Genomic DNA, 11,718 nt, shown 5'->3' with positions numbered 1-11,718 from the left:
CGAAGGCTGCCGTCAGCTCTCCCCGGGTGGGCGCGCGGTCAAACGTCCACCGGCGGGGAACCCGCCGACACGCGGATGGTGAGCAGCCTGCTACAGCGTGTCTCATAAGTCTTTTGGCTCATGAGGCACCGCCCTTCTCGGGCGTCCCTGCCGTCACGGGTGTTCGTGGCGGCAGGGTTCCTCCGTCATCGGGGCTGGTTTCACCGGCGCGTGGGCGCCGGCCAGAGCCGTCCTCTCGGGAGGCGTTGATGACCGGGCCTCGTACTTCGGGGTCCCGGGTCTGGGCATGGTGGTGTTCGGCCCAGACAGCGAGGTTGACCGCCGCGTTGACGTCCCGGTCCGCCGTGTGCCCGCACTCGCCGCAGCGGAAGACGCGGACGGACAGGGGCAGAGCGGGGCCGATGGTGCGGCAGGCGCTGCACATCTTGGTCGACGGATACCAGCGGGGCGCCAGGATGGTCTGCCCGCCGCGCCAGCATTGTTGGTAGCCGATGATGCGGGCCAGGTCAGCCCAGCCCGCGTCGGAGATGGCGGCGGCCAGACGCCGGTTACGCAGCAGGCCGGCGGTGTGCAGGTCTTCCAGGACCAGCCGGTCGTGAGTCTTGACCAGCCGATTGGCGACCTCGTGCAGAAAATATCGACGTACGTTCGCGACACGATGGTGGGCCCGGCCCAGCCGGGCGACAGCCTCAGCCCGGTTGCGTGAGCCTCGCTGTTTGCGGGTGACCTGGCGGGATAGACGCCGTAGCCTCGGCAGGGCGGCCCGTAGCGGGCGCGGCGCGTCATCGACGCGCAACACCTGCAGACCGGTGGTGTCGGCGGCCACGACGAGAGCGGCAAGACCCCGATCGACACCCACCCAACCACCGCTGTCGGTGTCGGGGCGGGGCGGGTGCTGGCGGGCCGGATGCAGGTCCGCCGCCTGGACCGTCACGGTGATGGTCCATCGGCCGGCCCGGGCAGAGACGGTGGCATACCGGATGTGGGCTCGGCCGGTGTGGATCATCCGCCGCAGGCGGCGGGTGTCCTCCCGTACCCTCAGGACCCCGATCTTCGGCAGGCAGACGCTGCGCGGTCCCGCCGTGGGATCCCCGACCCGGATGCTCGTCCGACCGGCCTTGGTGGTGCAGCGGATCCGGAACGACGCCCGGGTGCGGGTCTTGCGTTTGAATGTCGGGAACCCCACTCGGCGGCCCGGCCGTTTCCCTCGCCGGGAATCAGTCCAGGCGGTCAGGGCGCGGCCCAGGTCGACGGCGGCTTCCTCACACACCTGCTGACACACCTGCGCCCGCCACGACAACCCCGTCGCCACGATCTCCGTCGAGCCGGCCGCATCGACCACGAAGCGGCGACCCGCCGCAGCCGAGCACTTCCACGAGTTGAACGCGTTGATCAGGTCGAAACCCGACCACGGCACCACCACCGACCCACCCCGACGCTTCGCATCCAGGGCTTCCTTCACCAGAGCCAGACACTGGTTGAACGCGAACCGGGACGCCCCCGCATGACGAGCCAACACCACCACCTGCGACGGCGACGGATCGACGGTGAACCGGAACGCGGTAAACCTCCCCACAGCCCCACAGCATGCCCGCCACCTACGACACTTCCGAAACACGGCGTAGGCATGATCGGGTTAGTGCGGGTGATTGAGGGGAAAAGCTCGTCCCCCGCTTCCACCACGACCTGGGGGTGTGCCAGTGCGGGCTGCGGAAACGATCGTGTCACCCGTGGTGGAGGCGTGGGCCACGTACCGCACCACGTCGGCCGAGGACTGGCCGGTACGGCGGCTGCTGCTGGCCAAGGGCGACAGCAAGGTCAGCGTGGTGCTGCCGGCACACAACGAGGAGGCCACCGTCGGCGCGATCGTGTCGACGATCCGGGAGCACCTGATGGACCGGGTCCCGCTGGTGGACGAGCTGCTCGTGGTCGACTCCCGATCCACCGACCGGACCGCCCAGGTGGCCCGGGCGGCCGGCGCCGAGGTGGTCAGCCAGGACGCGATGACCCGCGGGCTGCCCCGGCTTGTCGGCAAGGGGGACGCGCTCTGGGCCGGGCTGGCGGCGGCCGGAGGTGACGTGGTCGCGTTCGTCGACGCCGACCTACGCGAGTTCCGGCCGCACTTCGTCACCGGGCTGGTCGGCCCGCTGCTGACCGACCCGTCGGTCGAGTTCGTCAAGGGCTTCTACCACCGGCCGCTGCTCTCGGCCACCGGGGTGGAGGCCGACGGTGGCGGACGGGTGACCGAGCTGACGGCCCGTCCGCTGCTCAACCTGTTCTGGCCGGAGCTGGCCGGCTTCGTACAGCCGCTGGCCGGCGAGTACGCCGGCCGCCGCGACGTGTTGGAGCAGCTGCCGTTCGTCTCCGGGTACGGCGTGGAGACGGCCATGCTCATCGACCTGTTGGAGCTGGTCGGGCTGGACGCCCTCGCCCAGGTGGACCTGGGCGAGCGCAAACACCGCCACCAGGACACCGCGGCGCTGGGCCGGATGTCCGCCCAGATCCTGCTCACCGTGTGGGGACGCCTGCAGCGGCGGGGCTGGGCGAGCCCGGGCGCCGTGCCGACCCCACTGCTGACCCAGTTCCGGCGCGGCGGCTCGGACGTGCTGCCCAACCTGGAGCGGGAGATCCTGGTCAGCGACGTCTCGATCGAGGAGCGCCCGCCGCTGGCGGAGTTGCGGGCCCGGCTGCCCCGGCGGCCGGTCGCGGCGTGCCCCGGGGGAGGGGATCGGGCAGGGTGACACTCACCGTCCTGATGAACGCGGGTCCATGGTTGTCCGTGCCGCCGCCGGGCTACGGCGGGATCGAGAACGTGGTCGCCACCCTGGTGCCCGAGCTGCGCAGACTCGGCGTACGGGTGGTGCTCGCCTCGGTGGAGGCCAGCACACTGCCGGTCGACGAGAAGATCTGGGTCTTTCCGGACGGGCAGTTCCACGCCCTGCAGCGGCCGTACAACCAGGTCTGCGGGGTGTCCCAGGCGCACCTCAACGGGGTGGTGCGGGCGCTGCACACCCGCGACGACATCGACCTGGTGCACGACCACGTGGAGGCGGTGGGGCTGGCCACCATGGCCGCGATGGGGCCGGACGGGCCGCCGGTGCTGCACACCCTGCACTGGGACCTGGCCAAACACCCGGAGCTCTACGGCAACCTCGACGGCGGCGACCGGGTACGGGTCAACGGGGTCTCCGCGGCGCAGCTGGCCCGCGCACCCCGCGCGCTGCGGGAGCACTCGGTCGGGCACGTGCACCTGTCGACGCCGCTGGCCGTCGACGCCGACCGCCGGCCCACCGTGGAGAAGGGTGACCACACGGTGATCCTGGGCCGGATCAACCCGGGCAAGGGGCAGGACCTGGGCGCCCGGCTGGCGCGGCAGGGCGGCTTCCCGCTGGTGCTCGCCGGCCCGGTCGGGCCGTACCACCGGCCGGAGGATCTGGCCGCGGCGGGCGACGCGGCCCGGCAGAACCCCGACGTGCGCTTCTTCCACGACCAGGTCGCCCCGTACGTCGACGGCGACCTGGTCCGCTGGGTCGGCACGGTCGCCGGCCGGGAGCGGGACGACCTGCTCGCCGGGGCACGCGCCGCGCTCTTCCCGCTGCGTTGGGAGGAGCCCGGCGGGACGGCCGTGGTCGAGGCGCTCTCCCTCGGCACCCCGGTGGTGGCCATCGGCCGCGGCTGCCTGCCGGAGCTGGTCGAGCACGGCCGCACCGGCCTGCTCAGCACCGACGAGGAGGAACTGGGCGACCTGTTGCTGGCCGCCGGCCTGCTCGACCCGGACGAGTGCCGGCGCGAGGCCGCTGCCCGGTTCACCCCGGCCGTGATGGCCGAGAAGTACGTGGGCCTGTACGAGCGGGTCCGCCAACCCACCGCGCCACCACTGCTGTCGGCCTGAGACTTGGGCGCCGTGCCGGTCGTCCGGCCCGGCCGTGCTCCGCGCGGCCGGGCCCGGCTGCGCGTTTGCCGCCCGGGACGCCGGGAATGCCGCGCGGTCCCGGGCCAGGTGAGGAGGCCGGCATGACGAACGCGATGGCGCATTCGCGCGGGCGGCGCAATCCGGCCCAGGGCCGCGCCCCGGCACAGCAGGCCTCCGCAAGCGTCGGCGTGGTCTTCCTGATCGTCGGGGTGCTCGGCTTCCTCCCGGGGGTCACCAGCAACTTCCACCAGCTGTACTGGGCCGGGCACGAGTCGGGCGCGAAGCTTTTCGGCACGTTCCAGGTCTCCGTGCTGCACAACATCGTGCACCTGCTGTCCGGCGTCGCGGGCCTGGCGATGTCCCGCACCGTCCCCGGGTCCCGCGCCTTCCTGGTCGGCGGCGGGGCGATCTACGTCGTGCTCTGGCTCTACGGCCTGGTGATCAACCGCGGCAGCGCGGCGAACTTCATCCCGGTCAACCTCGCCGACAACTGGCTGCACCTCGGGCTCGGCCTTGGGATGATCGCGCTCGGGCTGCTCACCGTCCGTGACCCGGTCCGCCGCTGACCGGCACCGGCCGCCGTTCGTGGGCCGTGATGGACGGCAGCATGGCGAACTGACCGAAATCATCGCTCTCGCCTGGTTTCATGGGCAGAGGGCCGGGTAGGGGTGCCCGTCCCTTTTGCCGTCATGACGGGGTGAGAGTTATGCCCAAGCGGGTAGTCACGGAGCCGCGGGATCGGGGGCCCGCGATCCTCGCACCGGCCGAGTTCGGCGGTTTTCCCGGCCCGATCCGGGTGACGATCCCGGGCGACTCCCTGTGGCGATTCCTACGCACCACGGACCACAAGCTGATCGGCCTGATGTATCTGACCACGTCCTTCGGCTTCTTCCTGGCCGCCGGGATCGAGGCGATGCTGATCCGGGCCGAACTGGCCCAACCGGGGCTGCAGTTCCTCTCCCCGGAGCAGTACAACCAGCTCTTCACCACCCACGGTTTCGCGATGCTGCTGCTCTTCGCCACGCCCGCGGCGCTGGGGATGGCAAACTTCCTCGTCCCGATCCAGATCGGCGCTCCGGACGTCGCGTTCCCCCGGCTGAACGCCTTCGGCTACTGGCTGTTCTTCTTCGGCGGTCTGATGCTCTACGGCAGCTTCCTCACGCCGGGCGGATCAGCCGACTTCGGGTGGTTCGCCTACCCGCCGTTGAGCAACGGCCAGCACTCCCCCGGCGTCGGCCCTAACATGGTGATAATCGGGCTGGTCATCAGCGGTCTGGGCACCATCCTCACCGCGGTCAACCTGATCGCCACCATCGTCACCCTGCGCGCGCCCGGGATGACCATGTTCCGGATGCCGATCTTCACCTGGAACATCCTGCTCACCAGCGTCCTGGTGATCTTCGTGTTCCCGCTGCTGGCGGCCGCGCTGCTGGCGCTCGCGGCGGACCGGCTGATCGGCACCCACGTCTACGACGCGACGACCGGCGGGCCGATGCTCTACCAGCACCTGTTCTGGTTCTTCGGCCATCCCGAGGTCTACATCATCGCGCTGCCGTTCTTCGGGATCATCACCGAGATCATCCCGGTGTTCGCCCGCAAGCCGATCTTCGGCTACACCGGCCTGGTGTTCGCCACCCTCGGGATCACCGTGCTGTCGATGAGCGTCTGGGCGCACCACATGTTCGGCACCGGGCAGGTGCTGCTGCCGTTCTTCAGCGTCCTCAGCTTCCTGATCGCGGTGCCGACCGGCGTCAAGTTCTTCAACTGGATCGGCACGCTGTGGAAGGGCCAGATCACCTTCGAGACGCCGATGCTCTTCGCCATCGGTTTCCTGGTCACGTTCCTGTTCGGCGGGCTGACCGGGGTGCTGCTGGCCAGCCCGCCGGTCGACTTCCACGTGACCGACACCTACTTCGTGGTGGCCCACTTCCACTACGTGCTCTTCGGCACGGTGGTCTTCGCGTTCTTCGGCGGGATCTACTTCTGGTTCCCGAAGATGACCGGACGGCTGCTCGACGAGCGGCTGGGCAAGATGCACTTCTGGACGATGTTCCTCGGCTTCCACACGACCTTCCTCGTGCAGCACTGGCTGGGCAACGAGGGAATGCCCCGCCGATACTCCGACTACCTGCCCAGCGACGGCTTCACCATCCTGAACACGGTCTCGTCGATCGGCTCGTTCGTCCTCGGCCTCTCCACCCTGTTCTTCATCTACAACGTCTGGAAGAGCTGGCGGTACGGGGCGAGGGTGACGGTCGACGACCCCTGGGGCTTCGGCAACTCGCTGGAGTGGGCCACCACCTGCCCGCCCCCGCTGCGCAACTTCGACCGGATGCCGCGGATCCGCTCCGAGCGGCCGGCGTTCGACGCCAAGTACGGTCCGCTCGTCGCCGACCTGGGCCGCGACCTGCCGCAGCGCACCACCAAACCGCCGCAGCACTTCATCGAGGAACTGCACCACGTGCCGCGGATTCCGGAATCGCCGGCCGCCGAGGGCGCGCACGGCGCCCGCGAGGCCGTCGAGTACCACCCCGCCCCGCAGTCCGGCGCCCGGCCGGTCGACGTGCCGACGCCGGAGGAGATCCGCCGGCCCAGCTTCGAGGAGACCGGCGAGCCCGAGGGCGTCACCATCCAGGGCGCGGAGCGGGAACGGCCGGGGAACAAGCGGTGGCGGAACCCCAGCGGACACGAGGACAGCCCGGAAGACTGACCGGGCCCATCAGGAGAACGGTCGGGCCGGCGCCGCGAGGCGCCGGCCCGACTTCCGCGTACGGGATCAGCCCGCCGACGGCGTACGGGATCAGTCCGCCGACGGCGTACGGGGTCAGTCCGCGCCGACGGCGTACGGGGTCAGTCGGCCGCCGGCAGGCCGGCCGCGGCGAGCGAACGGCGGACCGCCGGCTGCACCCGGGTCAGCCGCAGCGGCACCCCCGTGCGCGCGGCCGCGTCCCGGCCGGCCATCAGCGCGGCGATCCCGCCGGCGTCGAAGCCACCCGCGCCCACCAGGTCGACGACCACCTCGCGGGGCTGCCCGGTGACCGCCTCCAGCATCGCCCGACGGAGCTGGTCCGCGCCGTTGCGGTCGACCTCCCCACCGACCTCGACGACCACCCGGTCGCCGTTCTGCCGCACCGAGATCTTCGCCTTCGGCGGCTCGGCCTCGGCCGCGCCGTTCTGCCAGGGCGGTGGGGCGTCGGCGAGCATCGCCTGCCGCAGCCACGTCAACGCCCGGGACAGCAGCCGGGAGACGTGCATCTGGGAGATGCCGAACCGGGCGGCGATCTCCGCCTGGGTCTGGTTGCCGTAGAAGCGCATGGCCAGGATCCGCCGCTCCCGCCAGGGCAGCCGGTGCAGCAGGCCGCTGACGGTTACCCGATCGTCGACCGACTCCAGGGCGTTGTCCGACTCGCCGACCAGGTCACCGAACTCGGCGGAACTCTCCCCGCCGACCGGCGCGTTGAGCGATGCCGGACTGTAGCCGGCGGCCGACTCCAGCGCGGCGAGGATCTCCTCCTCCGGCGTCTCCAGCCGCGCGGCCAGCTCGGCGACCGAGGGCGCCCGGGACAACTCGCTGGTCAGCGCCGCCGTCGCCTGCCCCACCTCCAGGATCAGGTCGCGCAGCCGGCGCGGCACGTGCACGCCCCAGGTGCGGTCCCGGAAGTGCCGTTTGATCTCCCCGACGATGGTGATCGCCGCGTACGCGGTGAAGGAGCCCCGTTCCGGGTCGTACCGGTCGACGGCGTTGACCAAGCCGAGGCGGGCCACCTGCTCCAGGTCCTCCAGCGGCTCCCCGCGACCTCGGTAGCGGCGGGCCAGCCGGCCGGCGAAGGGGAGCGCGAAACGGACCAGATCGTCCCGCGCCTCCTGCCGCCGTTCGGGCGGCAGCCCTTCGATCCGTGCCGCGTACGCCAGAGCCGCTGCGTCGAGGTCCTCCAGGCCCCGCTCGGTCGGTGGTGGTGTGGGTGTGGTGGTCTGTCCGAACATCCGCGCCTCCCTCAGGAAGGTCCCTCGCCCGGATTGGGAAACCCGGTCGTACGCGTGGTCGGGCCGCACGCCGGGCCGGAAGTGGGTTACGTGACGGAACGCCAGGAGCGCGACAGCCCGCCGCACGGCGTCGTGGGCCGTCTTCGCAGCGAGCGGTGTTCCCGCTCCGTAGGTACTCAATCACGGACCGCAGGATCGCGAGGATGTTTCGCCCGGGTTCGGTTCAGGAGACCAGCAGCCCCTGGTGGGCGCCCGCGTCCCGGAGCGCCGCGAGGGCCTCGGCCATCCCCAGTGGCGGCGGGACCGGCAGGTCGTACGGCTGGTTGCGCAACACCTCCGCGGCACGCCGGGTGGGTACCGAGGCGACCGGGTAGCCGCGCGCCGTTCCCCGGTCCAGCGCCCGGCGGCGGAGCCCGAAGCCGGCCACGGCGAGCCACTGGGGCAGGCCGGCGAGGGCGGGCGACCGGACACCGGGCGGCTCCGGCAGCACGTCCACCGAGCTGAACGGTTCGCTGCCGGCGAGCCACCACTCCGCCCCCTCCACCCGGCGCCGGGTCGCGTTCTCGCACCAGTACGGCACCAGCCCGGCCCGGACCACCTGCCACGGGTCCAGCAGCCGGCCGCACTCGACCACCAGGCGGTCGCCGGTCTTGCCGGCCCGGCGCAGCCAGTACCGGTAGAGGTCGGCGGTGGCGGCGCTCAACGCGTCGGGCTGCGGGACGAGCACCCGGTGCAGGGGGTGACCGTGCCGGCCGGTCCAGTACCGGGTGCTGTGTTCGAAACCGGGCTCCACCCCGTTCTCGGCGTACGCGGCCGGGCAGGAGACGTCCGTCGTCTCCCAGTGCCGCCCGTCGCCACCGGCGGTACGCAGCACCTGCCGGAGCGCCGGCGCGTCGGGATGGAAGTCGACCGGCTCCAGGCCGCTGGCCGGTGAGCCGAGTTGGAAGCTGTGCCCCCGCCCCTCGTCTAGCACCGGCCAGGTGCGGGCGTCGTGCAGCAGCAGCACCGGCGCGCCGGGGGCCAGGTGTTCGGCCACGAACCGGGCGTACGCCCCGGGCAGGGCGCGCCAACGCACGGCGAGGCTCACGATGGCGCCGGCCGACGCGCCGCGGCTGGCCGGGCAGTGCACCTGCCGGACGTGCACGTCACGGTTGCCGGCGAGCAGGCGGCCCGCCAGGGCGGCGCCGTGGTCGAGCGCGGATCGGGGCCGGTCCACCGCACCACGGTTCCAGTGCACCGCCATCTCGAACGCGGCGGGCAGCCACGGCACGCCCAGCGCCACCGCCAGGTGCGCCGCCGCGCCGTGCGGCGAGCCGATCACCACGCCGGGCCAGCGGCTGGGCGGGTACTGGTCGACGATCCAGCCCGCCACCCGCTCGGCGTCCACCTCGGCGACCTGCTCGGGGGTCAGCGCCAGCCGGCCGGCGGCCCGTGCCGCGGCGGCCCGCCGCACCGGCTCGGGCGCCCCGGTGAACCGGGAGAGCGGGGCGGCGTGGCCGAGGTCGGCGCAGTCGTCGCCGCGCAGGGCCCGGACCGTCGCCGCCACCAGGACCCGGGCCGCGCTGCCCGCCGCCATCACCCGGTCCCCGGTCAGTCCGTCGGCCGCCAGCCCCACGGACACCTTCCGCACCGGCCCCACCTTGCCTCGTTCGCTCACCACGCGGCCCGGCTTCCCGTCCGGATGTGGTCTAAACGGGCATCGCCCCACGGGTCGCACCAATCCTCGGGTCTCCGGCGGCAGGGCCCGAGCCACGCACCGCACCCAGGCCGTCGAGGCCGGCACGGCTCGCCGCCCCAGGGGCGGAACCGGACGGGGCGGCGGGTGACACCCGCCGCCCCGTGCTGTCGGCCGTTTTCTCATGGCCGGGATGAACTCCGGGTCCCCGCCCGTATGGTCAGGCGTTGCCCCGCCCGGGCGTGCTCGCGTCGACGTAACGCAGCACCGCGCCGACCCCGTCGGTGAGTTCCGGCGCCTCCTCGGGCGCGAGCACGGTGAGTTCCGCGTCGGTACCGACCAGCGCGCGCAGCAGCGCGGCGTCGGCGCGGACCCGCTGCGGGTCGGCTACCGATATCGCCTCCAACTGCCGCGGGTCGGTGGCGATCTCGGTCGGCTCGGGACCGATCCAGAGTTCGCCGTTCGCGGAGGGGTCGTCCACGATCAGCATGGTGTCGACCTGGTTGCGTTGCAGGGCGGCGACCACCGCGTCCAGGCCCGCCCCGACGTCCTCCTGCATGCCGAACCGGTCCAGCGCGGCGGCTATCCGCTTGTCGGCGACCTCGGCGATGGTCTGCACCGTGAGGTCATCCATGGCGGCCGGGTCGGCGCCGCCGGTCCGCGCGCCGGCGTCGGTACGCACGAGCACGTCCTGCCAGCGCTCCGGCAGCTGGGCGGCGATCATGCCGGTGGCCCTGATGTCCCCGGCCGCCACCACCACGTCCGCGCCGACCTTGTCGGCCAGTTCGGCGGTGGCCGCGGCGGCATCGCCGGCGTTGTGGTGCCAGGCCTCCATCGCGGCGCGCTGGTAGCGGGACTGCGACCAGCCGCCCGGCTTCACCCGGCGCAACTGCCAGCTCTCCCGCCCCTTGACGTGCGCCCGCCGGGGCACCCCGCCGGCGCTGACCGCGACGGCGTCCGCCCCCGTCCGGTCGGCCAGCACCCGGACCCAGGCGATCTGCTCGCCCCGTTGCGCGACCAGCGGCATCGTGTGCGGCACCAGGGACCAGGTGGCCAGGTCGCGCAGCGGCGGCGCGGACAGGTACTCGGTGAGCACCACCCGGCCCCGGGCGGCGAACACGGCCAGCCCGTAGTCGCCGGGCATCGGGGCGTGTCGACGGATGACGTCCTCGACCGCGTCGATGGTCACCTGGTCGGCGCCCTGCTCCAGCAGGTGCCCCTTCAGGGACCGCCAGCGCAGGTCGACCGCGGGACGGGAGTCGTGGGTGTCCCGGGAGGCGTCCATGTACACCGAGCACCACGGCCCGGGACGGTCGTAGAGCGGACGCAGGAAGGACAGCTGCATGCTCGACCCCTTTCCAGCTCGGCCGCACGCATACCCGCGCCACCAGGGATGTCACCTGTCCCGTCCGCCGCGTGACCACAGTTCATTCACGTCGTTCAACCAACGACAGTCGCTACCATGGGTGCACGAAACCGGACTCTCGGTGGTGTTCATGGATGCTGACCTCCACATCCGGCGCGTCGTCCAGCCGACCGAACGGATCGTCACCGGCCGGCTGGTCCGGCTCCTGACGGGCTACCCGCGCGAGGTGCGGGTGAGCCGGCCGACGCTCGTCGCGGTGCTGGCCGCCGCCGGCACGGTGCGACTGCTGTCGCCGCTGGTGCGGGCGATGCGCCGCGGGGCCGGGGGCAGCCGGCGCAGCTTCAAGGAGCTGAAGAAGGGCCCCGAGTTCCTGGTCACCCCGGTACGCCTGCGCGACGTCGCGGACCGGCTGCTGGAGGTGGAGCTGCACGGCCACCTGCCGCAGAGCGCGCTGCATCCCGGCGACCACGTGCAGCTCACCCTGCGCCCCCAGCGCGACGCCGACCTGCCGCCGCGGATCGAGCGGATCGTCAACCTGACCACCGGCCAGCTGCTGACCCCGCGTACCGCCACGGTCTGGTCGCACCTGGGCCCACCGCTGCTGCTCCAGGCGGCGCTGGGCGTGCTGCTGGTGCTGAGCGTCGCCGCCTGCTCGGCGCTCACCTGAGGGGCTCCGCGCCGAACGCGACAGGGATCACGCCGCCCAGGAATGGGTAGGTAAGGGGTCCGTCGGGTCTTCCCCACTCCGCCGTCCCGTGCGAGGTTAGGGGAAGCCAACGG

9 protein-coding genes are annotated in these 11,718 nt (G+C 72.4%); 5 read left to right on the top strand and 4 right to left on the bottom strand.

What is annotated here, in order from left to right; translation table 11 throughout:
* Positions 1 to 118: 118 nt before the first annotated feature.
* A complete protein-coding gene (locus ACNAW0_RS16215; RefSeq protein WP_416288691.1) occupies positions 119 to 1,576 on the bottom strand; it encodes an RNA-guided endonuclease InsQ/TnpB family protein in 1,458 nt (485 codons plus the stop codon).
* Between the two features lie 157 nt (positions 1,577 to 1,733).
* On the opposite strand from ACNAW0_RS16215, the gene ACNAW0_RS16210 reads away from it, so the two are divergent.
* The 4 genes from ACNAW0_RS16210 (at position 1,734) to ctaD (ending at position 6,623) form a co-directional block, all read left to right on the top strand.
* The gene (locus ACNAW0_RS16210; RefSeq protein ID WP_416288731.1) at positions 1,734 to 2,741 is read left to right on the top strand and encodes a glucosyl-3-phosphoglycerate synthase; all 1,008 of its coding nucleotides are present in this window, start codon (positions 1,734 to 1,736) and stop codon (positions 2,739 to 2,741) included.
* Positions 2,738 to 3,892 (top strand): glycosyltransferase, encoded by a 1,155-nt coding sequence (locus ACNAW0_RS16205; protein ID WP_416288690.1) that lies wholly within the window; start codon positions 2,738 to 2,740, stop codon positions 3,890 to 3,892. The genes ACNAW0_RS16210 and ACNAW0_RS16205 overlap by 4 nt, the downstream gene beginning before the upstream one ends.
* A gap of 122 nt (positions 3,893 to 4,014) precedes the next feature.
* A complete protein-coding gene (locus ACNAW0_RS16200; RefSeq protein ID WP_416288688.1) occupies positions 4,015 to 4,479 on the top strand; it encodes a DUF4383 domain-containing protein in 465 nt (154 codons plus the stop codon).
* 140 nt (positions 4,480 to 4,619) lie between these two features.
* Positions 4,620 to 6,623, top strand: a complete 2,004-nt coding sequence (gene ctaD, locus ACNAW0_RS16195; RefSeq protein WP_416288687.1) for a cytochrome c oxidase subunit I — start codon at positions 4,620 to 4,622, stop codon at positions 6,621 to 6,623.
* A 140-nt stretch (positions 6,624 to 6,763) separates the two neighbouring features.
* Here the strand turns inward: ctaD and ACNAW0_RS16190 are convergent, their stop codons facing one another.
* The 3 genes from ACNAW0_RS16190 to ACNAW0_RS16180 all read right to left on the bottom strand — a co-directional run bounded on the left by ACNAW0_RS16190 (position 6,764) and on the right by ACNAW0_RS16180 (position 10,917).
* On the bottom strand, positions 6,764 to 7,897 hold the full coding sequence (locus ACNAW0_RS16190; RefSeq protein WP_416288686.1) for a SigB/SigF/SigG family RNA polymerase sigma factor: 1,134 nt from the start codon (positions 7,895 to 7,897) through the stop codon (positions 6,764 to 6,766).
* A gap of 223 nt (positions 7,898 to 8,120) precedes the next feature.
* Positions 8,121 to 9,473: a hypothetical protein gene (locus ACNAW0_RS16185; RefSeq protein WP_416288730.1), complete on the bottom strand. Its 1,353-nt coding sequence runs from the start codon at positions 9,471 to 9,473 to the stop codon at positions 8,121 to 8,123.
* 319 nt (positions 9,474 to 9,792) lie between these two features.
* Positions 9,793 to 10,917 carry a Vms1/Ankzf1 family peptidyl-tRNA hydrolase gene (locus ACNAW0_RS16180; protein WP_416288685.1) on the bottom strand — a complete coding sequence of 375 codons (1,125 nt, stop codon included), beginning with the start codon at positions 10,915 to 10,917 and terminating at the stop codon, positions 9,793 to 9,795.
* Between the two features lie 142 nt (positions 10,918 to 11,059).
* Between ACNAW0_RS16180 and ACNAW0_RS16175 the strand changes: the two genes are divergently transcribed.
* Positions 11,060 to 11,605, top strand: coding sequence for a hypothetical protein (locus tag ACNAW0_RS16175; protein WP_416288729.1), 546 nt, complete (start codon positions 11,060 to 11,062; stop codon positions 11,603 to 11,605).
* The last annotated feature ends 113 nt before the right edge of the window (positions 11,606 to 11,718 follow it).

This window comes from Micromonospora sp. SL1-18 (assembly GCF_047921505.1).
In the GTDB taxonomy this organism is placed as follows: Bacteria; Actinomycetota; Actinomycetes; order Mycobacteriales; family Micromonosporaceae; genus Micromonospora.
This window is presented reverse-complemented; position numbering and strand designations above follow the sequence as displayed.